This is a genomic window from Scytonema sp. PCC 10023 (genome assembly GCF_963920835.1).
Classification (GTDB): domain Bacteria; phylum Cyanobacteriota; class Cyanobacteriia; order Cyanobacteriales; family Nostocaceae; genus Kalymmatonema.
Window position 1 is genome coordinate 1 of sequence record NZ_CAWUDP010000020.1, and the last position, 23,329, is coordinate 23,329.

General features: G+C 43.3%; 19 protein-coding genes. 13 read left to right on the forward strand and 6 right to left on the reverse strand.

What is annotated here, in order from left to right:
* A partial coding sequence (locus ACM0OZ_RS14115; RefSeq protein WP_414583447.1) for an NACHT and WD repeat domain-containing protein occupies positions 1–3,196 on the reverse strand: 3,196 nt, incomplete at its 3' end.
* A 251-nt stretch (positions 3,197–3,447) separates the two neighbouring features.
* Here ACM0OZ_RS14115 and ACM0OZ_RS14120 point away from each other — a divergent pair.
* On the forward strand, positions 3,448–3,570 hold the full coding sequence (locus ACM0OZ_RS14120) for a hypothetical protein (protein WP_414583448.1): 123 nt from the start codon (positions 3,448–3,450) through the stop codon (positions 3,568–3,570).
* Between the two features lie 165 nt (positions 3,571–3,735).
* Positions 3,736–4,227 carry an SH3 domain-containing protein gene (locus tag ACM0OZ_RS14125; RefSeq protein ID WP_414583449.1) on the forward strand — a complete coding sequence of 164 codons (492 nt, stop codon included), beginning with the start codon at positions 3,736–3,738 and terminating at the stop codon, positions 4,225–4,227.
* A gap of 381 nt (positions 4,228–4,608) precedes the next feature.
* Here the strand turns inward: ACM0OZ_RS14125 and ACM0OZ_RS14130 are convergent, their stop codons facing one another.
* Both ACM0OZ_RS14130 and ACM0OZ_RS14135 read right to left on the reverse strand, forming a co-directional pair.
* Positions 4,609–6,204 (reverse strand): nickel-dependent hydrogenase large subunit, encoded by a 1,596-nt coding sequence (locus ACM0OZ_RS14130; protein WP_414583450.1) that lies wholly within the window; start codon positions 6,202–6,204, stop codon positions 4,609–4,611.
* A 382-nt stretch (positions 6,205–6,586) separates the two neighbouring features.
* On the reverse strand, positions 6,587–7,549 hold the full coding sequence (locus ACM0OZ_RS14135; protein ID WP_414583451.1) for a hydrogenase: 963 nt from the start codon (positions 7,547–7,549) through the stop codon (positions 6,587–6,589).
* Positions 7,550–8,522: 973 nt separating this feature from the next.
* Here ACM0OZ_RS14135 and ACM0OZ_RS14140 point away from each other — a divergent pair.
* The 11 genes from ACM0OZ_RS14140 to hypB all read left to right on the forward strand — a co-directional run bounded on the left by ACM0OZ_RS14140 (position 8,523) and on the right by hypB (position 19,889).
* Positions 8,523–9,494, forward strand: a complete 972-nt coding sequence (locus ACM0OZ_RS14140; RefSeq protein ID WP_414583452.1) for a hypothetical protein — start codon at positions 8,523–8,525, stop codon at positions 9,492–9,494.
* Between the two features lie 77 nt (positions 9,495–9,571).
* Positions 9,572–9,838 carry a hypothetical protein gene (locus tag ACM0OZ_RS14145; RefSeq protein WP_096567848.1) on the forward strand — a complete coding sequence of 89 codons (267 nt, stop codon included), beginning with the start codon at positions 9,572–9,574 and terminating at the stop codon, positions 9,836–9,838.
* An 8-nt stretch (positions 9,839–9,846) separates the two neighbouring features.
* Positions 9,847–10,071 (forward strand): hypothetical protein, encoded by a 225-nt coding sequence (locus ACM0OZ_RS14150; protein WP_414583453.1) that lies wholly within the window; start codon positions 9,847–9,849, stop codon positions 10,069–10,071.
* Positions 10,072–10,257: 186 nt separating this feature from the next.
* Entirely contained in the window at positions 10,258–11,475 is a 1,218-nt protein-coding gene (locus ACM0OZ_RS14155; protein WP_414583454.1) for a hypothetical protein, read from the forward strand.
* A 221-nt stretch (positions 11,476–11,696) separates the two neighbouring features.
* Positions 11,697–14,117, forward strand: coding sequence for a carbamoyltransferase HypF (gene hypF, locus ACM0OZ_RS14160; RefSeq protein WP_414583455.1), 2,421 nt, complete (start codon positions 11,697–11,699; stop codon positions 14,115–14,117).
* 145 nt (positions 14,118–14,262) lie between these two features.
* Positions 14,263–14,520, forward strand: coding sequence for a HypC/HybG/HupF family hydrogenase formation chaperone (locus tag ACM0OZ_RS14165; RefSeq protein ID WP_414583457.1), 258 nt, complete (start codon positions 14,263–14,265; stop codon positions 14,518–14,520).
* Positions 14,521–14,566: 46 nt separating this feature from the next.
* Entirely contained in the window at positions 14,567–15,709 is a 1,143-nt protein-coding gene (gene hypD / locus ACM0OZ_RS14170) for a hydrogenase formation protein HypD (protein WP_414583458.1), read from the forward strand.
* 293 nt (positions 15,710–16,002) lie between these two features.
* Entirely contained in the window at positions 16,003–17,220 is a 1,218-nt protein-coding gene (locus tag ACM0OZ_RS14175) for an FAD binding domain-containing protein (RefSeq protein WP_414583459.1), read from the forward strand.
* A 166-nt stretch (positions 17,221–17,386) separates the two neighbouring features.
* Positions 17,387–18,487, forward strand: coding sequence for a hydrogenase expression/formation protein HypE (gene hypE / locus ACM0OZ_RS14180; protein ID WP_414583460.1), 1,101 nt, complete (start codon positions 17,387–17,389; stop codon positions 18,485–18,487).
* Positions 18,488–18,702: 215 nt separating this feature from the next.
* Positions 18,703–19,044 (forward strand): hydrogenase maturation nickel metallochaperone HypA, encoded by a 342-nt coding sequence (hypA, locus tag ACM0OZ_RS14185; protein ID WP_414583461.1) that lies wholly within the window; start codon positions 18,703–18,705, stop codon positions 19,042–19,044.
* Positions 19,035–19,889, forward strand: a complete 855-nt coding sequence (hypB, locus tag ACM0OZ_RS14190) for a hydrogenase nickel incorporation protein HypB (protein WP_414583462.1) — start codon at positions 19,035–19,037, stop codon at positions 19,887–19,889. Before hypA ends, hypB begins: the two co-directional genes overlap by 10 nt.
* Before the next feature lie 333 nt (positions 19,890–20,222).
* On the opposite strand, the gene ACM0OZ_RS14195 is transcribed toward hypB, so the two are convergent.
* The 3 genes from ACM0OZ_RS14195 to ACM0OZ_RS14205 all read right to left on the reverse strand — a co-directional run bounded on the left by ACM0OZ_RS14195 (position 20,223) and on the right by ACM0OZ_RS14205 (position 23,026).
* On the reverse strand, positions 20,223–20,570 hold the full coding sequence (locus ACM0OZ_RS14195) for a Dethiobiotin synthetase (protein ID WP_414583463.1): 348 nt from the start codon (positions 20,568–20,570) through the stop codon (positions 20,223–20,225).
* Between the two features lie 191 nt (positions 20,571–20,761).
* Positions 20,762–21,652 (reverse strand): fructosamine kinase family protein, encoded by an 891-nt coding sequence (locus tag ACM0OZ_RS14200; protein WP_414583548.1) that lies wholly within the window; start codon positions 21,650–21,652, stop codon positions 20,762–20,764.
* A 90-nt stretch (positions 21,653–21,742) separates the two neighbouring features.
* Positions 21,743–23,026, reverse strand: a complete 1,284-nt coding sequence (locus tag ACM0OZ_RS14205) for a M16 family metallopeptidase (RefSeq protein WP_414583465.1) — start codon at positions 23,024–23,026, stop codon at positions 21,743–21,745.
* Between the last annotated feature and the right edge of the window lie 303 nt (positions 23,027–23,329).

Sequence of the window (23,329 nt, forward strand, 5' to 3'; positions counted from 1 at the left end):
TATCCCATAGTTTTACAGTCTTGTCATCACTAGCAGTTGCCAGCATTTTGCCATCCCGGCTGAAGCTGACGCCCCTAACCGCGTTTGTATGCCCAGTCAGGGTTTTAATTTCTTGATATGTGGCAGTATCCCATAGTTTTACAGTCTTGTCATCACTAGCAGTTGCCAGCATTTTGCCATCCCGGCTGAAGCTGACGCCCCTAACCAACTCTGTATGCCCAGTCAGGGTTTTAATTTCTTGATATGTGGCGGTATTCCACAGTTTCACCCTCTTGTCATTACTTGCAGTTGCCAGGATTTTGCCATCCGGGCTGAAGCTGACGCCAAGAACCGAGTCTGTATGCCCAGTCAGGGTTTTAATTTCTTGATATGTGGCGGTATTCCACAGTTTCACCGTGTTGTCATTACTTGCAGTTGCCAGCATTTTGCCATCCGGGCTAAAGCTGACGCCCCTAACGGTGTTTTTATGCCCAGAGAGGGTTTTAATTACTTGACCTGTGGCGGTATTCCACAGTTTCACCGTGTTGTCATAACTAGCAGTTGCCAGCATTTTACCATCCGGGCTGAAGCTGACGCCCCAAACCGAGGCTGTATGCCCAGAGAGGGTTTTAATTACTTGACCTGTGGCGGTATTCCACAGTTTCACCGTGTTGTCATAACTTGCAGTTGCCAGCATTTTGCCATCCGGGCTGAAGCTGACGCCCCAAACCCAGTTTGTATGCCCAGTCAGGGTTTTAATTTCTTGACCTGTGGCGGTATTCCACAGTTTCACTGTGTTGTCATCACTTGTAGTTGCCAGCATTTTGCCATCCGGGCTGAAGCTGACGCCCCAAACCCAGTTTGTATGCCCAGTCAGGGTTTTAATTTCTTGACCTGTGGCGGTATTCCACAGTTTCACTGTGTTGTCAGCACTTGCAGTTGCCAGCATTTTGCCATCTGGACTGAAGCTGACGCCATTAACAGCTTTTGCGTGTCCTCCTAAAGTGTTCGGTGCTGCGACATTGTGAACTGTATCCAGTAATGCCAGTTCTACCTGTGTGCGGGTATCAGCATCTACCAAGGGTATATGTTGCATTTGCACAACAGCTTTTAAACTTGCTTTCAGGGCTTTTCGCCCATCTGAGTTCAGCAGCGCATCTGAAGTAATAGTAAGAGAATTAATTTCTCTTATTGCAGCACTCCACCAACCAACACTAGCTACCCCAGCTAAAATTAGAGTAACCGCAGAGAAGCTACCTAGTGCGATAATTGTCCTTTGCCTGTGGCGATCGCGTTCTTGCTTATCCCGAACCCGTTGACTTGCGCTAGCCTGAATAAAGTCTCGCTCCTCCTGCGTCATTTCCAAAGCGCGTTTGTGCAACCAATCTTCTGCTACAGCCAACGGCACACCTCGCAACAACGCCCCAGCGTCATAATTGCTGTTTTTCCACTCCCGTAATGCTATCTTAAGCCGCTCTTGCCAAGTGCGAAACTGACGGTTGGCATTTATCCACTCGCGCAGGGTTCCCCATTCCCGAATTAGTGCTTCATGCACCACCTCTACAGTATCATCCAGTTCATTACGTCTGGTCACTACCAACCGGGCTTGATATCCTGCTAAATAAATCACTAATTCCCAGTTATTTTCCCCAACTTCTGCACGGGTAGCGATGCGGCGAGTATCTTCCGTTCCCTCTCCTGGATGCACTAATTGTAAAAAAATTCGCTGTGCTTGTTGTTGTAGATTCTCACTGAGTTTTTGATAAATTTGCTCCGCATGATTAGCTATAGCTTTTTTGACACCGCCAATTTCATCGTAGGCTTGGTGAGTTAAGACCCGGTTTTGCTGCTTCTCCCACAGTCGCGTCAGTGCAAATTCTAACAATGGCAAATTACCAGGCTCTTGCCCCACATCATCGAGAATGCGTTCTGTTAAATGAGAATCTAACTGTACTTCCAGCTTTTTGGCAGGTAGCTCAATTGCCGCTTGTAGCTCCTCTCGCCTCATGGAACTCAGGAACTGAGGTGTAAACTGTTGCAATACATCCCGAAATGGGCGATGGGAAAGCATATCGTCCAAAAAGTCAGCCCGTAAAGTTAATACCAGTGTGAAAAGTTTCTGATGGATAGCTTCTAGCAATATGTCAGCAAAGCTTTCCTGTTCTTCCTTCTGGCAAAGAGTGTAGAGCTCCTCAAATTGATCGGCAACCAGCAGAAGACGTTTATCTGGGTTACGTTCTATAATGCAAGACACTACCTGCTGCAAGGTCACTTTACCCTGCTGTATATCTGCTGCTAGTCCAACCGCTGATCGCAATTTTTCAGTTTCACCAATTTCTGGTTCTAATTGACGCACCAATGCCGAAGCAAGCTGATAAAATGGCTGATGACTAGGACGGAAAGATTCAATCAGCCAATTTCCTTCACCTCGCAACTGTGGAATCAGTCCTGCAAATACCACCGAAGATTTGCCGCTACCAGAAGGACCAATCACTGCTACCAAAGGCTCTTGGTGAGTTGCTTGCACTAAGCCATTCACAAACGTCTCTCGTCCAAAAAAGAATGCTGCATCCTCTTCCCCAAATGCAGACAATCCTTGGTACGGGTTGGGAGGAATAACTTCTGTTTGGGGTGCTATGGGGATAATTAACTGTTTTTTTCTCAGTACCGGAGTTTGCTGTTCCAAAAAACCAATCATTTGAGAGCAGCCAAGCTCATAAGCAAACTCCACCTCTTCCCCTGCGGCGATCGCATCATAAAACGCCACTGCAAAAGCAACAGCTGCTTTATCCCCTACTGTCGAATTCATGCCAATCACATAGTTTACGTGTTGGCTAATTGCTTCTGCTTGCACGAGTGAGTAACAAGCGTTTAAAAGGACACATTCAACTCCTTTGGTAGCAAACAGCTTAAACATACTCCCCAGTGCATCTGCGGAGATTAATGCAGGCTGTCCCATCTCATCGTTTAAAACAATACCATCTTGCCCAGCACCATGTCCGCAGAAGTGAACAATTTGCGGTTGACAATCTAACATGGCGCGGTAGAAGTCACGCTGACGCACTGCCCATTTTTGCTCTAACTTGAATTCCTCTCGTTTGTTAGCGCGTCGTAATCCTTCATCAATTTCCCGTACCTCTTCATCAAGTCGCAGCCTTGAGGTACTTGTCGGATTTGCTGCCAGAATTAAAATGGTTTTGACATGGGTGTTACTCATTTAATAAACGCCTCATCTCCTCGCACACTAGGACTTAGGCCAAAAATATGATTATGTGAATAAGACTTGTTTGCTGCCCTTCCTTCTTTAATTAAGTGCAAGAAAAATCAACTTATGCATGAGTGAGATAGAAATGGGAAATTCTTGCTCGCTCTGACTATTGCAGAACCGCACGGAAGTTGGCACTAGAGCGACTGCACACAATAGTTGATTTGTAAAGTGCGTAACCCCTAATTTATTTTCGTGGGTTCATGCCCAAACTCTACCGTGCTGGCTATCGTGACAAGTTTCGGCTGTTCGACAAGGATGCCATCTGCGGATTTCGGGTTGCCCTATCCTCAGCGCGGGTATTGTCAGGAAAAGTCTCCGGCTGACAGGAGATGGCAAAGGTAAGATTAGCAATCTGCTTAACGGGGCGCGCTTGTTACCAACTAAATTGACATCAAACACTGAAACGCTCTTAATAGTCTCAGTGTGCGTGTTCTTCAACATACATTACCATCTAATAAGTGTTGAAAATCCAACAAGGAGATCCGTCAATGGCATACATATTAAAAGTCACATTCTCAAGTGGAACGAATTTCAAACAGAGTCTCAAGGACTCAAGTCAGCTTGGACTTTGTGAGAAGTATAATGTTAGCAGTGGGAAGACATTTAGAGTTAGGGATAGAGCAGACGCAGACACAGACCACTACAGAGTCACTCTGTTTGATAAAGTCGGAAATGCTGGATGTCCTCAGTACGACACTTGGTATGTCTTTAAAAACCATGTAAGTATCCAGCCTGAAACATCTAGTGGGTCTGTTGCAGAAGTCATCGTCATCAATGCTACAAGTGGTTTGAATGTTCGGGAACAACCGGACACGAGTGCTCGTGAACTTGGTAAGATTCCCAATGGGTCAAGAGTCACCGTGTACGGTGAAGGCAAAGATAATGACAACTTTCGTTGGATTAAGGTTAAATCTAACCAATGGGTTTCTTCTGAGGGTTGGGTGGCTACTGAGTATCTGAAGATTTTATCTGTGCGTTGAGGCAAATATGATTCGGTGGTGCGGTACTCTTGCGCTTCGCACCCTACGCTGTACCTGTCGGTTGAGGCAAATTTGATGAGGTGGTGCGTTAAGGGACTTCCAAATTAAAAATATCCAACTTTTTTTTGTGGGATGGGCTTCTAGCCCGTCCTATAAACTGGGGGGACTAGATGCCATTGGTGTCAACTTAAGCTGAAACTCTTCTAAAATCTCGTTTCCAGGTTCTACCTGGAAATGCGGTTTAAGCGGCTCTGCCGCAAGTAAGGGAGGCAGAGCCTCCCAATGGTATTCCCAGCCAGAGACTGGGAACAAGGCAAAAATGCACCTACGCTGTACCGTGGTTGACAAATCAGCTGGTGCTGTACTCTCGCGCTTCGCACCCTACGCAGTACGAAAACGCGCTAATTCCTCACCCGTCTTTGCATCATGGGCGTGAACGGTGCAAACCAAACAAGAGTCAAACGATCGCGCTACATGACCCACTTCCACTGGATCAGTTGAGTCGTAAATAGGTGTCCCAACTAAAGCTTCCTCAATGGGTCCACGTATTCCTTCAGCGTCACGCGGTCCAATATTCCAGGTGCTGGGAGCCATAATCTGGTAATTTTTAATTTTACCACCTTCAATCTCCAACCAGTGACACAGGGAACCCCGCGCTGCTTCTGTTGCACCCCAACCGCGTCCATCTTTTTCTTTGGGTTTGATATACCAAGGGTCATTCAGGTGGAACTCGCGTAAGCAGCGTTCGGCTTGGCGATACAACTTGACAATTTCGTGAACTCGTGCTAATTGTCGCAGATGGATACTTGCCCCACCCATTTGCCTGAAAGCATCCAGAATAAAGCCGTCGAAGTGCTGCCAAGATTCTCCATGTTTACCACCCGCCACTAACTGACGTGCGAGTGGTCCTGCTTCCAAGCGTCCGAGTTCTTTGTGACGCACTGCTGTTGACCAAGAGTATCGCCCTGTGAAGTCTTTGATATTATCTTTGCTTGGTTTTGTTGTGCGATCGTACGGGTGAATGTCTGATGTCAGTTCCTCATACCAGGAGTGAGTGGTGTTTTCGCGGACGAAAGTTTGATCCATGAGAGTATGAGTGTCGGTGAAACTGTCGTAGACTCCACTCTTCATAATCAAGGCAGAATTGCGCCCTTCAATTGTCGGCTTTTGGTATTTTGCTTCATGAGGTAAATATCCCCAACTGACATATTTACCTACACCAGCACCATATTTATCCAAACCAATATCTAAACCCATGCGCCAATAAAAACCTAAATCAGAATTGGCATGGCTTGGGTTTTCGTCCAACCATACCATAAAGTCTTCATAAGTTTTGATTTCTTCGTAGCGTTCTAAAGAACAACCCAACCACACGGGTTCTAACCAATTGGTGCGGAAGTATTCCAGAATCGACCAAGCGCGAGTTACATCTGTTAAAGTCGGGGCGCACATCACGCCACCAGGAACCATGTAGCTAGAATGGGGCCATTGACCGCCAAATAAGGCGTAAATTTCTACTGGTTTGGCAGAAATTGTGATGCCAAGTTCGTAAGATTTGCCAGTAAAGGCAGCAAAGCGTCTGCATGCTTCTTGGTAAAAAGGGCTGTACCGATACTTTTTATTGGTCAAATCAATGGCATATAAACCGTAAAAGTAGCGGGGTATGCTTTGAATTGACTCGACAATTTGACCTAAGTTTCTAGCCAAAATCGCATTGCGCGGAACTTCTGTTCCCCAAGCGGTATCTAACGCCCAAGCTGCACTGGTGAGATGAGAAGCACCGCAAATACCGCAGACGCGAGGTGTGACAATTAATCCTGCTTGGGGGTCTTTACCGCGCAGGATAACTTCAAATCCTCGGAAGAGTTCGGCATGTGTCCAAGCGTTTACGACTTGTCCATCTTCTATTTCCACTCGGACATCTAAATCGCCCTCGACTCTCCCTAGGGGTGATATGTCTAATGTTTGGATTCCCATTTGTCCTTTGTCCTGTATCATTCGTCCTTTGGTGAAATTTATAGTGGTTGTTACTTGGTTCTCATACAGCCGGAACCTCACCCCCCAACCCCCTCTCCGCTAAGCAGAGAGGGGGAAGTATTTTCCCCTCCTCGCTTGCGGGGAGGGGTAAGGGGTGGGGTGAAAATCGTACTGCACCAAAATGGAAACCGCCATAACCACTAACTAAGGTGAAATTTATAGTGGTTGTTACTTGGTTCTTATACAGCCGGAACCTTACCCCCCAACCCCCTCTCCGCTAAGCAGAGAGGGGGAAGTATTTTCCCCTCCTCGCTTGCGGGGAGGGGTAAGGGGTGGGGTGAAAATCGTACTGCACCAAAATGGAAACCGCCATAACCACTAACTAAACTGTGAAAAAGTCGTCTTCTGCCCACTCGGGCATTGTGTCTTTTGCCACGATGGAGAGTAGGGCATAGTCTTTTTTGTTTACTCCTGCGGGCAAGTCTTTGGGAACTCCCATCACGGTCTGTGTCTTAAATACGGTTCCTGGTTTGAGGTCGTAGAAGGGAAATTCGGGTTCGGTGCAACCTAAACAGGGCATCCCGGCGCGGGTTTTGGAGGAAACGCGGTTCCACAAAATGCGGTTGCAGGAAGAACGAGTCATTGGTCCACGACAACCTAAGTCGTAGAACAAGCATCCTTTACGCTGACCAAAATCGGTGGTTGATGCTTTGTAGGCAAAGTGGATGTTACGGGTGCAACCTGTTTGGGTATAGGTGTTGAAGAAGGTTTGTGGACGATGCAGTTCATCAAGAACAATATCGCCAATTCGACCTGTGGCGATCGCCACTAATATTTGGCTAATCCAGTCCGGGTGCGAAGGACATCCAGGAATGTTGATCACGGGTAATCCAGATTTTGACCGGAATTCTTTCCCTAAAAAGCCCCCTTCTTTGCGTTTGAGAAATTGCAATCCCTCGGATTCGCTAGGGTTGGGTGCCATTGCGGGAATTCCTCCCCAGGTGGCACAGTCTCCCACGGCGACGACATAGTTGGCAACTTGCGATAAGTCGTTTAACCAGTCTTTCATTGGGCGATCGGCAAAACGGTTCCATTCTCCAGTGCCATTGGGCGCGTTGATCACGCTGCCTTCAAATACCAGGATATCCAAGGGTATTTTGCCCATAAGACATTCCCACAGCATCGTCTGCAAGTTTGCACCTAGTTCCAATCCTAGGGATGGATGCCAAAGGACGTTAATGCCAAAGTCAGTGACCAAATCACAAACTGTGGGTTCTTCAGCGTTAAGAAATGACATGGTGTTGCCTGAACATGCACCACCTTGCAGCCATAGTAAGTTCGTCATCAGCTATCTTTATTTCTATTGTTTACCCTGCATGATTCAGGTGGCGTTGTTTGTAGCCTCTCACCTGTTTTTTTCCCTTTATTTCTAATATCATGTATTTTTTGATTCAATTGTTTATTTCTTACATAAAAATTTATCTTGTTTGAATTTGAATATATTCATTTTTTGCCGAAACAGTTATTCAGTAACATTTTTATAGAAAAATTAGAGTTAATATATTAACAATATGGCGTTAATAAAAAATAAAAAATATCCCTCGTAAACAATTTTTCAATTTAAACTTCTAGTAAATCATTTTTTTAGAAAATAACTTTTGAAAGAGAAAAAAAATACAAATGTAGTTTTATGAATATGTTTTAGATGAAAGTTTACAAAAACATCTATTTCTTTTAAACGAAATGTTTTATATTAAAAGAAAATAGACTGAATAAATTCAAGGAGTATTCATCAGACTTCTGGCAAAAATACTAAGCGCTTAAAATCGCTGTACCTCCTTTGATCCATAAGCCTCTCACTCAAAGGGAACTCAAGCGCCTAATTTTGCAAAGAGGCGATTAACCGCAGTTGACTCATCATCTGTGTAAACAAGTTTGGTTGGGACAGCCCAAAGAGGTCCTCACTTTTCATGCCATGTGGAAAAATCCACGAAAAACCTAACCCCCTAGCCCCCTTCCCTACTAGGGAAGGGGGTAAGGTAAAAGCCTCTCTCCTTGTAGGAGAGAGGAATGGAAGCGAGGTTTTCCTATTCAGAAGTGAAAAGTAACAAAGACGCCATGTTCGTTGCTTCTTAACGGTGTGCGGGCTTGAAAGACTCAATAGACTTTTTGCAAAAGTCATGTATTGACAAGGAAAGTAGTCAGAACTGGTGAATTAAGAATTTCTCCTGCGTTCTGCGTTCTGTGTTCTCCCCTTAGGAACAATCTATTTTTGCCTGCATATTTGATTTTCTCCAACCTGCTTTAGGAAGGTAGTAATGACTCCCAGCATGACAGATTCAGCAGTGAAGGCGGCAATGGCTGTCATTGCTTCGTCTTCAGCAACGACACAAGAAAAAATTGAGATGCTGATTGAAATGGCGCAGGGCTTTCAAAAAAAGCCAAAAACTGCCCAAGATTTATGGAATGCAGTTTCGCTGTGTCATCAGGCACATGATTTGTGCGCTGAGGATAATCTGCTGTGGAAAGCTAGGGCAAAGGCAGGAATGGCAACTGCCCTAAAGGCAATTCCTGATGTTGGGGAACAACTGTTGTTAGAAGCGAAACAACGATTAGAAGAAGCCCTACCTATTTTGCTGGAGTTTGCCCCGCAAGAGGAAGTGGCGGAAGCCCAAATGAATTTAGGGTTAGTATTGCAATCGCTTGTACCATTCAATTTAGCGCGGATGACCGATAGCATCCAAGCTTATCAGAAAGCTTTGCAGGTGTTTACCTGGCAGAAGTACCCGCAGGAATATGCAATTTTACACAATAATATTGCAATTGCTTACCTTTCCATGCCCCTGACATCAGAAAAAGAATCGTTGCGTCAAGGGTTAGCAGTGCAGACATTTGAGGAGGCACTGAAGCATATTCGGTTAATAAACCATCCAAGGGAATATGCGATGTTGCAAAATAACTTGGGTAACGCTTTGCAATATCTACCGAGTTCGCATCCTTTGGAGAATATTTTGCGGGCGATCGCTGCTTATGACGAAGCATTAAAAGTGCGTGATGCCAAAGACACACCTTTGGAATACGCCAACACTATTTCTAATAAAGCCAACGCCTTATTCAATTTACCAGATAACCCGGAAAAACCAGAAGCCGGGAATCTGAAAAATATGCGGCAAGCGCGTACCTATTATCAAGAAGCTTGGGAAATTTTCACTCAACATGGACAAATAGAACAAGCGGAAGTTGTACTACAGATGCTGCAAGAACTTGAGACAGAAATAGACAATAGTTAGTGGTGCTTATTGTGTAGAGACGCGCTAGGGCGTGTCTCTACAACCAACAACTAACAATTTCCATTCAGGAGATGAGAATGACAGATATTCTGACAAATCAAACTTTGAGAGATTTCCTCACAAGCTTAACGGCTGGGGATTTGAATCTCATGACAGGATTTGTGTGGTTTTTAGTAGCAACAGCTTTATCTATAGTAGGCGGTGCTATTGGCGGGATGATTTTAGCCGGGAAAGATTTAGGCTATCAGTTAGCGGCACTGCTAGGCGGATTTTTTGGTCCGGCGGGCGTCATTCCTGGAATTATCTTAGGACTCATAGTGCTGAATGCCTTGAGAAACTTTTAGGAGGAATCATGTTAGAGATAGGATGGTTTAGCGCTAGGTTATTTTTTAGGGGAAAGCTACTGCGCGATCCCATGCAATTTGTCAAGCAAACTGCAATTGGTATTGGCTTCAGTGCGTTACTATTGTTTTTACTTGCACAAACTAGAGTTAGCCTTTGGATACCAGTTGTCATCTCAAGCTTTTTGACTGGTATACTTATGCCATTTCTACATAAAGATATCAAGTTGAAGTAATTTTTTAGCTTTATTAGTCTTGAAAAACTTCAAACTGAAAGCTAAAACCTGTTTTTACAGATTACAGACGATTAACTATCAAAGAGATTTCCATTATTTTCCACTTATTTGAGATTTTTGCCCAAATTTATTTGAGGGTAAAAAAGCCGCATAATCCCAAATCTACCGATGGACACAGGAACTGAAATGACTCTTACACCAATAGATGAAACAGAAGCGGCAAAAGTTCCCCAACTTTTACCTCTTTTTCCTCAAGGTGCAGAAGTCATTTTAGGAAAGACTCTTGAAGGTCAATTAGTCATGCCTGTTGCACCTAGCAGCAGAGAAATGTTTGGTCCTCGCGGTGCCTGCTTGATATCAGAAAATGGACCATTGTGGGTATCAGATACAGGACATCATCGTTTATTAGGATGGCAGAATTTACCCACTCAAGATAGTCAACCTGCTGATTGGGTGATTGGACAACCTGACTTTAATCATGAAGGACAAAATGCTAAAGGCAACCCTGGAAGGGCAACACTTAGTGTACCAACTGGAATTTGTGCTTGTGGTGAAGGTTTAGCAGTCGCAGACGCTTGGAATCATCGCGTTTTAATTTGGAAAAAACTGCCAGAAGACAACAATGTTCCAGCCGATTTAGTATTAGGTCAATCCCATTTTACGGAGAATGAACCCAACCGAGGAACCCAAAAAGCAGCAGCCAACACTTTGAACTGGTGTTATGGAGTTTTCTATCATCAAGGAAAGCTATTTGTTGCTGATACAGGAAATCGCCGAGTATTAATTTGGCATCAATTACCAGAAGAAAATGGTCAACCTGCCGATTTAGTCTTGGGACAACCAGATATGATCTCCCGCGATGAAAATGGCGGCGGTACTCCCTCAGCATCTAGTATGCGTTGGTGCCATGACATTACGGTTTGGGGAGAAAATTTAGTTGTCACGGATGCAGGGAATAACCGCGTGATGATTTGGCAGGGCATACCAACAGAAAATAATGCTTCTTGTGCGGTGGTTTTAGGACAAAAAACTTTTGATTCAGTTGAAATCAATCAAGGAGTTTATTTCCCTAGTGCCAAGAGTTTGAGTATGCCTTACGGGGTAGCTGCTGCTGGTGAGTGGCTGTTCGTTGCCGATACCGCTAATTCAAGGGTTTTAGGCTGGAGAAAGCCACAATCAATTCTGTCTTTACAAGGTGCTGAAAGTCATGCGCTTGTTGGACAAATTGGCTTTCAAAGTAAAAGCGAAAATCGCGATTTTGGACTTCCAAAACGAGATAGTTTGAATTGGTCTTATGGAATAAAAGTATGTGGAAATACTGCGGTCATAGCTGACTCTGGAAATAACCGAATTTTACTTTGGAAGATAACTAATAACTCAGAATCCCACAGTAGGAACACATAAGAAAAGGTTCTGTGTGACTGAGTAGCGAGTAGTAGGATGGGTTAGCAATAGCGTAACCCATGCTGTTCAAAGGATTGATGCCCTGCGGCTGCGCCTAACACATCCTACGTTTAATTATGTCTGTTTACTTAGCTAATTTATTTCTGGAGTCATTCTGTATTCTGCATTCTGAGTTCTGAGTTCTTTGTCTTCTTTGCATCTACGTGATTCATTAAAATCTTATGTCTACTGAAGAAATCAGGGTTCGCGGTACTGTTCAAGGAGTGGGATTCCGTCCCACTGTATATAGACTTGCAAAAGCATACGGATTGCAAGGCGAAGTTTGTAATGACGGTCAAGGTGTCTTAATTCGGGCATCTGGTCGTGAAGAATCTATAGAAGAATTTGTTCAAAAATTACAGAAAGAATGTCCGCCACTGGCGAGAATTGATGAAGTAACGCGCAAGCGTTATGAAGGCAAATCAATTTTCCATGATTTTGTCATTTCTCAGAGTGTCAGCAGCGTGGTGACAACAGAAATTCCTCCCGATGCTGCCACTTGTGAAAAATGTAAAGCGGAAATCTTTGACCCCTTCAGCCGCTGGTATCGTTATCCCTTCACGAACTGTACTCATTGCGGTCCCCGACTAAGCATCATTCGCGCCATACCTTACGATCGCCTTAACACAAGTATGGCTAGTTTTGCCATGTGTGCAGAGTGTCGTCGGGAATACAAGGATGTTGAAAACCGTCGGTTTCATGCCCAACCGGTAGCGTGTCAGGTTTGCGGTCCTAAAGCTTGGTTAGAACGTTCCGATAGTAAACCAATTACACCTCATATGTTTTCTATGCTTGACGATGTTGATGCCGTTTGTACCCTGTTACAAAAAGGCGAGATTGTTGCCATAAAAGGGCTAGGTGGATTTCATCTCGCTTGCGACGCCACGCAGGAAAACGCTGTGCAAAAACTGCGCCAGCGTAAACAGCGCAATCAAAAGCCTTTTGCTTTAATGGCGCGAGACATGGCAATTATTGAAGAGTACTGCACTCCCAACGCCAAAGAAAGAGAATTACTCGAAAGTCCCGCTGCACCTATTGTGTTAATTCAGGCAAAAGGGGGAGACGACGACGAAAGGGGAAGTGGGAGAATACAATTCAAAACCCAAAATTCAAAATCCAAAACCCCCCGCCTAGCGCCCTCAATCGCGCCCGGGCAAAACACCTTGGGTTTTATGCTACCTAATACTCCCTTACACCACCTCATTTTGAGGCGGATGAATCGCCCCATTGTTCTGACAAGTGGCAATCTTTCTGATGAACCGCAATCTATTGATAATGTCGAAGCGCGTGAGAAGTTAGGAAAGATTGCTGATTATTTTCTCCTACATAATCGCGACATTGTTAACCGAGTAGATGATTCGGTGGTACGGGTTGTTGATGATAAAGTGCTAACCATCCGTCGTGCTAGAGGATACGCACCAGCGTCTATCAATTTACCACCAGGTTTTGAAAGCGTTCCTCAAATTTTAGCAATGGGCAGCCAGCTAAAGAATACTTTTTGTTTATTGCGAGATGGAAAAGCAATTTTATCTCAACATCAGGGAGATTTAGAAAATCCAGTAACTTTCCAATCTTATCAGGATACGCTCAATCTGTACTTAAATATACTTGAGCATCAACCAGAAGCCATTGCTGTTGATTTACACCCTGAATATCTATCTACCAAACTTGGTGAAGAACTCGCAGTTTCCAATCAGTACGGGCACGGCAGTGCCGTGCCCCAACTCCACATCCAACATCATCACGCCCATATTGCTGCTTGCATGGCAGAAAATGGTTTACATATTAACTCACCACCTGTTTTAGGTATTGCATTAGATGGATTAGGTTATGGCGAAGATGGAACATTGTGGGGCGGAGAATTTCTGTTAGCAGATTATCGCCAGTTTACAAGGCTGGCGACATTTAAGCCAATAGCAATGATTGGTGGAAAACAAGCAATGAAAGAACCTTGGCGTAACACTTACGCCCAGTTAATATCTGCCTTTCCTTGGGACGAATTAAAACAAAAATACGGAAATTTAGAAATTGTAGAATTTCTTGAACAAAAGCCACTGAAACTTTTGAATCAGCTTATAGAAAAAGAAATTAACTCTCCTCTATCTTCATCAGTAGGACGTTTATTTGATGCTGTAGCCGCTGCAATTGGTATCTGCCGAGAAGAATGTAGCTATGAAGGACAAGCAGCAATTGAAATGGAAACTTTAGCTGATACCACTATTTTAGATAATAAAGAAAATTTAAATTATTATTTTAACTTTGTTGTTTCAGATAGTATTTATCATATAGATTCACGTTCCATGTGGCAAGCCTTGCTAAATGATTTACAGCAGCATACTCCTCAAGCAATGATTGCTGCTAAATTTCACACAAGCTTAGCTCATGCCATTGTAGAAATGGTTGATAATCTCCGTCAGAAAAATGACATTCATCACGTTGTCCTAACAGGAGGAGTTTTTCAAAATTGTATTCTGTTAGAACAAGTTACCAAACGCTTACAAGCATTGGAAATCAATGTCCTCACTCACAGCGTAGTTCCAGCTAATGATGGGGGTTTATCCCTAGGACAAGCTGTTATTGGCGCTGCACAATTAATGAATTAATACTTTTTGTTAGTTAATTGTTACTTGTTAATTTTATAAAAATTACAATATAGCAACACTAAATGCTTTACGCAATACTCTCTCTTTTTTCCTTGCTCTGCGTCCTCTGCGTCTTGGCGGTTCATAAAAAAACAGAAAATACAAAATGTGTTTAGGAATTCCCGGTCAAATCATAGAAATAACCGACGTTAAACAAAAATTAGCTGTTGTCAACGTTGGTGGTGTCAAGCGTCAAGTTAATATTGCTTGCATTGTTGACGAACAGCATCCTGTTGAATCTTGCGTTGGCGATTGGGCATTAATTCATGTGGGATTTGCTATGAATAGAATTAACGAAAAAGAAGCTATGGAAACCTTGCAAATTTTGGAAGAATTAGCAGAAGTCGTAGCAATGGATTCCTAGTCAGCGCTGATTACAAGTCAATCGAAAATTTTCATAAAAACTAGATATGAAATACGTTGATGAATTCAGAGAACCGAGAAAAGCTGACGCTTTACTTCGTGCCATTCAAGAATTGTGCCAACAGCTAGAAAAGCCTATCAAAATCATGGAAGTATGCGGCGGTCATACTCATTCTATTTTTAAATATGGTATTGAAGATGTTTTACCTCAAGCAATTGAATTAATTCATGGTCCTGGTTGTCCTGTTTGTGTGATGCCAAAGGGAAGGTTAGATGATGCTATCTCTATCTCCCAAAATCCTAACGTCATCTTCACGACATTTGGAGATGCCATGCGCGTTCCCGGTTCCACAACAAGTTTGTTGCAAGCCAAAGCACAAGGTGCAGATATTCGCATGGTTTATTCTCCTTTAGATAGCCTGCAAATTGCTAAAGATAACCCCGATAAAGAAGTTGTCTTTTTCGCCTTAGGCTTTGAAACAACCGCCCCTAGTACTGCTTTGACTATCCTGCAAGCAGCATCTGAAAAAATTTATAACTTCAGTATGTTTTGCAATCACGTTCTCGTGATTCCCGCCCTAGAAGCACTGTTAGATAATCCGGATTTGCAACTTGATGGATTTATCGGTCCTGGTCATGTCAGCATGGTGATTGGTACTGAACCTTATCAGTTTATTTCCCAACAGTATCAAAAACCTATTGTGATTTCTGGTTTTGAACCTTTGGATATTATCCAATCAGTTTGGATGCTATTGCAACAAATTGTTGAAAAGCGTTGTGAAGTAGAAAATCAATATAATCGATTGGTAGAGGAAGCGGGAAATTCTGTGGCGATCGCCGCCATGAATCAAGTTTTTGAAGTCCGAGAAAGTTTTGAGTGGCGAGGTTTAGATGAAATTCCCAATTCTGCATTTAAAATGCGTCCTGAATATGCTGAATTTGATGCAGAAGTAAAATTTACCATTCCTAATCTAAAAGTTGCTGACCATAAAGCTTGTCAATGTGGAGAAATCCTCAAAGGAGTTTTGAAGCCTTGGCAATGCAAAGTCTTTGGCACAGCTTGCACTCCAGAAACACCGATTGGAACTTGTATGGTTTCTTCTGAAGGTGCTTGTGCAGCGTACTACAAGTATGGTCGCTATTCTCATGTTGCTAAGAAAATGATGTCTAAGAGCGTGTTTATAAAATAAATTTTAAATATGTAGGGTGTGTAAAAGCGCAGCGTTACGCACCTTCAAACGTGCGGTGCGTTACGGCTCAAAATAATTGTAGGCAACCCAAAATATTTGTCGAGCCGTAACACACCCTACTTAAGATTTTCTTTATAAACACACTCTAAGAAATAGTGGTAGATATGGTGAGAAAACCATAACATAATTACGAATTACGAAGTAGGCATTACGAATTATTTTGTCACTTTCAGTATTAAAGTCAATCCTGTAGACTTTAACACTGTGACACAGACAACAACAGAATCATCTCCATGCAACTCAACCACGGCATCACACAACACAACTCAAAACGCCTCCGCGTCGTAATTGCAGGAGGTTCAATGGGTGGTTTATGTGCAGGGTTAGCCCTACGCGGCATCGGTTGTGATGTAGAAATTTTTGAGCGTGGTTCCTACAATGAAGCAAATCTTACGCCTAGTACTGTGCAAAGTCGAGGTGCTGGTCTTGTCCTACAAATGGAAATCAATCGGTTTCTGGCAGAACATGGTATCACGACAGCAGAAGCCCTGGGTGTGACTTCGTGGAAGAGACAGTACATTATTGGAGATGGCAGCATTATTTGGGAAGAATCAGCGCCTCAATTGATGACTTCTTGGGATATGTTGTATCGTCAACTGCGGAAAGTTTTCCCAGATCAACACTACCATCAAGGAAGTAAGGTTATTGGTGTTGAGCAGAGTGACCACTGTCTAGTAATCCGCTTTGAAGACGGACGGAAAGAAAAGTGTGACCTACTTATTGGGGCTGACGGTGTTGATTCAACCATACGCCAACAACTGCTACCGGATACCGTTCCGCAGTATGCAGGGTATGTAGCATGGCGAGGACTGATAGACGAAAGTCTTCTTTCCTCAGACGTTGCGAAATTTTTCGCCGAACAATTTACCTTGTTTCACGGACCCGGTATGCAGGCACTATGCTATCTGGTACCTGGACCAAATGGGGAATTAGACGAAGGGAAACGTCGCATCAACTGGCTTTGGTACTTAAATGTCGTAGATGGTGACGAGTTGAAGACAGTGATGAGTGACCGCGAAGGACGAGTGCGGAAGTTTTTCTTGCCTCAAGGAGAAGTCCGAGAGTCAGTCATCCAACAGATGAGAGTGGCGGCAAAGGGATATCTACCAGAAATCTTTCAGTATCTATTTGAACTGACAGAAAAACCCTTTATTCAACCCATCTACGACTTATCAGTGCCGCGTCTGGTTTTCGGGCGGGTGTGTTTAATCGGCGATGCTGCATTTGTAGTTCGACCTCATACGGCTGCTGGTACTTTTAAAGCTGTCACGAATGCGATCGAACTGGCACAAGAGTTACAGGAATCTGGCGGTGATGTGGTGGCGGCGCTAGAAAAATGGGAACCAATCCAGTTAGCGATGGGGAATTACCTTAGGCTTTTAGGAGTCAATCTCGGAAACCGTTCTGGATTGGGTCAGTATGTTTTGCCTAGAGTAAAGTCTAGGGTGTAGAAACTTTGTGGAGTAGGCATCTTGCCTGCCTCAAACCAGACGCCTGATATCATGTTCGCTTAGGTTTTCTGTAGGGTGGGCATTGCTTATTAATATTTCAAATGTGGATCAGACTTTTATGGGCAATGCCCACCCTACGAAGTCAAATATTTAAACAGAATTTAGGATGAATTCCTTCTCTAACTCAGCACAGCATTTCCTGTTTCAAAAAGTTGAAAAAGTTCGCCGCCATCCAAGTAAAATGCGAGATACTCATATCACCCTCGCGCATGGTAGCGGTGGCAAAGCAATGCGCGATTTAATTGATGATATCTTTGTCAAGAATTTTGATAATCCTACTCTCTCTCAATTAGAAGACCAAGCCAGCTTTGATTTAGCGAGTCTTATGAAACAGGGAGACAGGCTTGCTTTTACCACTGATTCTTACGTTGTAGATCCTTTATTTTTCCCAGGTGGTGATATTGGAGAATTAGCCATCAATGGTACAGTTAATGATTTAGCAATGAGTGGTGCCAAACCGTTATACCTTAGCTGTAGTGTCATTTTAGAAGAAGGGTTTGCTGTAGAAACTTTGCGGCGTGTTGCCGAAAGTATGCGAACAGCCGCAAAAAAAGCTGGCGTACAAATTGTCACTGGTGACACGAAAGTTGTTCATCGCGGTGCAGCAGATAAATTGTTTATTAATACTTCTGGTATTGGTGTCATTCCCACAGGAGTTAATGTTTCTGCCCACAACATTCAACCAGGAGATGCAGTCATTATTAATGGTGAATTGGGCAATCATGGCACAGCAATTTTAATTGCCCGCGGGGAATTAGCATTAGACACTGATATTGAAAGTGACTGTCAGCCGTTGAATGGTTTAGTTGAAACTATCCTCAATGCCTGTCCCGATATTCATGCTATGCGGGATGCCACACGCGGTGGTTTAGCCACAGTCTTAAATGAATTTGCTCTCAGTTCTGGTGTGGGAATTCGTTTAGATGAACAGTCTATACCAGTGCGTGAAGAAGTCAATGGTGTTTGCGAAATTTTAGGTTTAGACCCATTGTATTTGGCAAATGAAGGTAAGTTGGTGGTGGTGGTAGGACGCGAAAATGCTGACACTGTTTTATCAGCGATGAAATCTCACCCAGCCGGAAAAAATGCTTGTATTATCGGTGAAGTTATTTCCTCACCTCCTGGTGTTGTCTTGTTAAAAACTGTTTTTGGTACTGAACGTATTGTTGATATGCTTGTTGGCGATCAGTTACCAAGAATTTGTTAATTACGATTTTTTGCAAAAATTATGATGAATGGATATTTAGAACCACAGATGGACACAGATGGACACAGATAATTTATCGGTGTTCATTTGTGTACCCTCCAAAAAGTCGCCTTTGGCGTCTACATCTGTGGTTTCATTTTCCTAAATTTTATTTTTGCAAAAGGTATATTGTGGTACGTTACATTGCAAAAATATCCTTTGGCTATTGAAATTCAATGCACGAATTAGGAATTACTCAAAATATTGTGGCTATTGTATCTGAATATGCAAATGGTGTAAAAGTCAGAAGAGTATTATTAGAAATTGGTAAGCTTTCAGCCATTATGCCAGATGCAGTGCGATTTTGTTTTGATATTTGTACTCAAGGTACTGTTTTAGAAGGGGCAAATTTAGAAATTTTGGAAACTCCAGGATTAGCCAAATGCCGCCAATGCCGTGCAGAAATTCCTTTAGAAAATCCTTTTGGAAGCTGTCAATGTGGTAGCGTGCATTTGGACTTAATATCTGGGCAAGAACTGAAAATTAAGGAAATAGAAATAGAGGAACTATGTGTGTAACCTGTGGTTGTTCTGATGATGCCGAAGTCAAAATTACCAATCCTGAGACAGGTGAAGTAGCAACCATGAATTCTTCAAGTGATACTCAGCACCATCATCATACTCACACTTTACCAGATGGCACTGTCATAACTCATTCCCACAGTCACGACCCTATCACTGAAGCATTTCGAATTCATGCCAAGATACATAATACAACTCTCTCTTTAGAGCATGATATCTTAGCAAAAAATAACTTAATAGCCGCCCAAAATCGAGGATGGTTTAAAGGTCGAAATATCCTCGCATTAAATCTTATGAGTTCTCCTGGTGCAGGAAAAACGACTCTGTTAACTCGAACCATCAATGATTTAAAGCATCAGTTACCTATTAACGTTATTGAAGGCGATCAAGAAACCACAAACGATGCCAAAAAAATTCAAGAAACCGGTTGTCAAGTTGTTCAAATTAACACAGGAACAGGTTGCCATCTGGATGCAGCGATGGTGGAACGAGGGTTAGAACAACTGAATCCACCTTTAAATTCAGTAGTGATGATTGAGAATGTTGGCAATCTTGTTTGTCCGGCTTTATTTGATTTAGGAGAACTTTTTAAAGTCGTGATTCTCTCGGTTACAGAAGGAGAAGATAAGCCGATAAAATACCCCCATATCTTCCGCGCCAGTCAAGTGATGATTCTCACGAAAATAGATTTGCTGCCTCACGTACAATTTGACGTTCAGCGTTGCATAGAGTACGCCCAGCAAGTTAATCCCCAGATTCAAGTTTTTCAGGTTTCTGCACTAACTGGAACTGGATTAGAAAATTGGTATGAGTGGCTGTTACAGAAAGTGCTATATAGCTAATCTTACAGTAATTAGAGAGTACCAAAAAGTAAATTATCCATATATGTAGGGTGGGTTAGGCGCACGACAGTTAAGGTTTTACATACAGGACTTGCATTGCGCCGTAACCCACCATTGTTTGGGTGACTACAAATTGGAGATTTTTTTAATTGCAAATCCCTTTTCTATGATTACACCATACATCGTAAGGTGGGCATTGCCTACAAATCATCAGGTGGGCATTGCCCATAAAAGCTTATCTAATGGACATTTGAGATATCACTGAGCAATGCCCACCCTACAGAGAACTATAGCTAATAAGCTAGATGAGATGGAAGTTGAACTGCGAAATCGTTAATGTAAGTTTTGCCATTTACCAGAAAAGATACTTTCAGTTGCGATCGCTATTCTTAATAAATCTTCCTTTAACAGCGGTGGCCATTCAACTCCTACTCTGCGCCCCGCTGCAAAAAGCTGTTGACTTTTGATGCTTAACTGGTATAAAACATAAGCTAATTCTTTGTCTACAACAGTAGCATCTTTTAGACCTTCAAATACTACTTTCAATGCCAACAAAATCGAGGTTATCTGACCAGGTACTGGTGGTTTTCCTTGCTGTAGACGCATTAACAAGGCATCTGGGTTTTCCTCGTTTATGACTGTTTGGTCTATCAAAAATTTATACGCAGTTTCGTAATTCATGTTTGAGGGGCATCCATCACACCGTTGCCTACTTATTCTGTAGAGACGTTGTATGGAACGTCTCTATACGTGTGAAATTTTCACAAAAAATCCTTAACTCAACGGTATTGCATTTTAACGGATAAGCCAAAAAAATATAGAAACGCAAAATTAGGCGTTTCTACCTTGTATCTCTGCATTTTTCCACGAAATCATCCCAAAATCTGGGCAATCATCCGGTTCGCTTGCGACAGATAACCGCCACCGAATAAATTGAAATGATTCAAGACGTGATACAGGTTGTATAGAGTTTTTCTTTGCTCATACCCTTCATCTAACTGCCAAACTTCGTTATAACCCCGATAAAACGCTGCTGAAAAACCACCGAACAGTTCAGTCATGGCGATATCAACTTCGCGATCGCCAAAATAAGTAGCTGGATCAAAAATCACTGGTTCTCCTGAAACAGTACATCCAGCGTTTCCTCCCCACAAATCACCATGTACCAAAGAGGGCTGCACTTTGTGCGCCAAAAGTTCAGGAATTGCCTGTAGTAACTCTTTTTCTTGAGGAAAATGACCACCCTTGCGCCTTGCTAACTGGAATTGATACCCCAGCCGATGTTTGGCATAAAACTCTGCCCAATCTGCTGTCCAAGTATTGATCTGAGGCGTGGAACCGATAGTATTGTTGATGTCCCAGCCAAAATCCCCCTCACTTCCCCCCTTACCAAGGGGGGACTGAGGGGGGTTCCATCGGTGCATCGCCGCTAACTTTCGCCCCATTTCTTCCCAAGATTTGGTATTACCTGAACCTATTTCCAGCCACTCCAACACCAAATAGCTGGAATTACCAGCAGTACCCCAACAAATGGGTTTGGGAACGCGGATTGTTGCTGTTTTGTACATTTGCTGTAAGCCCAGCGCCTCAGCCTCAAACATACCAACTTGCGACGCTTGGTTAAACTTAACAAAGTAGGTGTGCTGACCATCAGAGATACTATAACCTTGATTGATACATCCGCCACCAACTGAACGCCGTTGCGACGATTGAAATTTTTCGCTCCTCGCTTGGCTAATATGGGCATCAATTTCAGTCCACATCATGGGAATAGGGAATAGGGGGATGAGGGAGATGAGGGAGATGAGGGAGATGAGGGAGATGAGGGGGATAATTTCCTCATCATCCCCAGTTTAAAATGGTTTGAGGACAACGACACCGTAAGCATCTGGGGAAAGAAATTCTTGTGCCGCTTGCATCAAGTCAGTTGCATCATGTGCCTGAATGCGGGCTGGATAGTTAAATGCTGGTTCCAAATCTCCCACCATTGATTGGTAGTAGCCGTATAAATTAGCGCGATCGCTTGGTGTTTCATTGCCAAAAATAAATCTGTTAGCCACTTTCGTCCGCACGCGAGCAATTTCCGCTTCTGTCACCATCTCTGTTTGTAAATTGCGCATATGTTGGACAATACCAGCCTCTACAGCTGGCAAGTTCTCCACCGCACAATAAGCTGCAATGTAAAAAGTTCCCTGCAACTGTTGCGTGATATTACTGACAGAAATACCGGAAACCAGCCCTCGTTCTTCCCGCAAATCCCGCACCAGCCTTGATGTCAGTCCATGTCCTAGAATTCCCGCTAAAATATCCAATGCATAAGTCTTCTTTAATTGCTTTAACCCAGGGACTCGCCAAACCATCACGAGTCTTGCTTGCTGGAGGCTTTCGTCAATAAATTCTCTACGGACAATTTCTGTAAACGCAGGTTCAGGGTTAGCGAGTAAGTGGTGAGTAGTGAGTGGAGAGTGCTGATTTTTAGCGACTTTTTCAAATCCATCCGCAACAATTTCAATCAACTCTTCCACGGGTAAATTGCCTACAGCCACAGCAGTGATTTCGCGCGGTTGATACCAAGTTGCATGAAAATCTCGCATCTGCTGAGGTTGCAGTTGAGAAATAACAGTTTCTGGTCCCAAAACGGAACGCCGATAAGGAAGCTCATCAAAAGCTGTCTCCATCGCCCGCCCAAAAGTGCGGCGACGGGGATTATCTTCCGAACGCCGAATTTCTTCCAAAACTACCAATCGTTCGCGTTCAAAAGCTGGGTCAGGTATGCTAGCGTTCAGGACAACATCAATTTGCAGAGGGGCAAGGTCTGCAAAATCCTTGGGAGCAGTCGTAATGTAGTAATGGGTATAGTCTTGACTTGTAGCAGCATTGGTAACAGCACCCCGCTCTTCTATTTGACGTTCAAACTCGCCGCTTGCTAGTCGCTCAGTTCCCTTGAAAATCATATGCTCTAGAAAGTGAGCCATACCGTTAATCGTATCTGACTCGGCGGCGGAACCAACGTTAACCCACAAGCTTAGGTTAACTGCTTCAACTGGCATCTGCTCTGCTATTATGGTCAAACCATTAGGCAACTGGTGCAGCTTTGGGGCATTAAGACGAGGAAAGTTCAGCAGGGTTGAGGTCATTTGTACTTGTGGGGTGAGCCTATACTTTTTTAATTTTACCTACCACTGAATTTCGTACCGAACTTCTCAGTACATAGCTAGGAGTTTGCTGAAAAAAGGTCTCACACCACAAAAACAGACAAATTGCCCCAATGTCTGCGAACTTGGTCAGCTTGCTTGGTGTCGGGTAGAGCTATGCTTTTCCTTAGAAGGGAGGGAGCCAACTTCGTGACTTTTTAATCAGTCAAGGAGTCTGAGCAAAATCTACGACTTTTATCACTTAATATAAAATTATAATTATAAATATTAAGAAATATGTCATAA

What these genes read in the sequence shown, in the direction of transcription:
- ACM0OZ_RS14120 (WP_414583448.1), top strand. Translation starts at nt 3,448, where the DNA reads ATGCCCAAACTCTACCGTGCTGGCTATCGTGACAAGTTTCGGCTGTTC.
- ACM0OZ_RS14125 (WP_414583449.1), top strand. Translation starts at nt 3,736, where the DNA reads ATGGCATACATATTAAAAGTCACATTCTCAAGTGGAACGAATTTCAAA.
- ACM0OZ_RS14130 (WP_414583450.1), bottom strand. Translation starts at nt 6,204, where the DNA reads ATGGGAATCCAAACATTAGACATATCACCCCTAGGGAGAGTCGAGGGC.
- ACM0OZ_RS14135 (WP_414583451.1), bottom strand. Translation starts at nt 7,549, where the DNA reads ATGACGAACTTACTATGGCTGCAAGGTGGTGCATGTTCAGGCAACACC.
- ACM0OZ_RS14140 (WP_414583452.1), top strand. Translation starts at nt 8,523, where the DNA reads ATGACTCCCAGCATGACAGATTCAGCAGTGAAGGCGGCAATGGCTGTC.
- ACM0OZ_RS14145 (WP_096567848.1), top strand. Translation starts at nt 9,572, where the DNA reads ATGACAGATATTCTGACAAATCAAACTTTGAGAGATTTCCTCACAAGC.
- ACM0OZ_RS14150 (WP_414583453.1), top strand. Translation starts at nt 9,847, where the DNA reads ATGTTAGAGATAGGATGGTTTAGCGCTAGGTTATTTTTTAGGGGAAAG.
- ACM0OZ_RS14155 (WP_414583454.1), top strand. Translation starts at nt 10,258, where the DNA reads ATGACTCTTACACCAATAGATGAAACAGAAGCGGCAAAAGTTCCCCAA.
- hypF (WP_414583455.1), top strand. Translation starts at nt 11,697, where the DNA reads ATGTCTACTGAAGAAATCAGGGTTCGCGGTACTGTTCAAGGAGTGGGA.
- ACM0OZ_RS14165 (WP_414583457.1), top strand. Translation starts at nt 14,263, where the DNA reads ATGTGTTTAGGAATTCCCGGTCAAATCATAGAAATAACCGACGTTAAA.
- hypD (WP_414583458.1), top strand. Translation starts at nt 14,567, where the DNA reads ATGAAATACGTTGATGAATTCAGAGAACCGAGAAAAGCTGACGCTTTA.
- ACM0OZ_RS14175 (WP_414583459.1), top strand. Translation starts at nt 16,003, where the DNA reads ATGCAACTCAACCACGGCATCACACAACACAACTCAAAACGCCTCCGC.
- hypE (WP_414583460.1), top strand. Translation starts at nt 17,387, where the DNA reads ATGAATTCCTTCTCTAACTCAGCACAGCATTTCCTGTTTCAAAAAGTT.
- hypA (WP_414583461.1), top strand. Translation starts at nt 18,703, where the DNA reads ATGCACGAATTAGGAATTACTCAAAATATTGTGGCTATTGTATCTGAA.
- hypB (WP_414583462.1), top strand. Translation starts at nt 19,035, where the DNA reads ATGTGTGTAACCTGTGGTTGTTCTGATGATGCCGAAGTCAAAATTACC.
- ACM0OZ_RS14195 (WP_414583463.1), bottom strand. Translation starts at nt 20,570, where the DNA reads ATGAATTACGAAACTGCGTATAAATTTTTGATAGACCAAACAGTCATA.
- ACM0OZ_RS14200 (WP_414583548.1), bottom strand. Translation starts at nt 21,652, where the DNA reads ATGTGGACTGAAATTGATGCCCATATTAGCCAAGCGAGGAGCGAAAAA.
- ACM0OZ_RS14205 (WP_414583465.1), bottom strand. Translation starts at nt 23,026, where the DNA reads ATGACCTCAACCCTGCTGAACTTTCCTCGTCTTAATGCCCCAAAGCTG.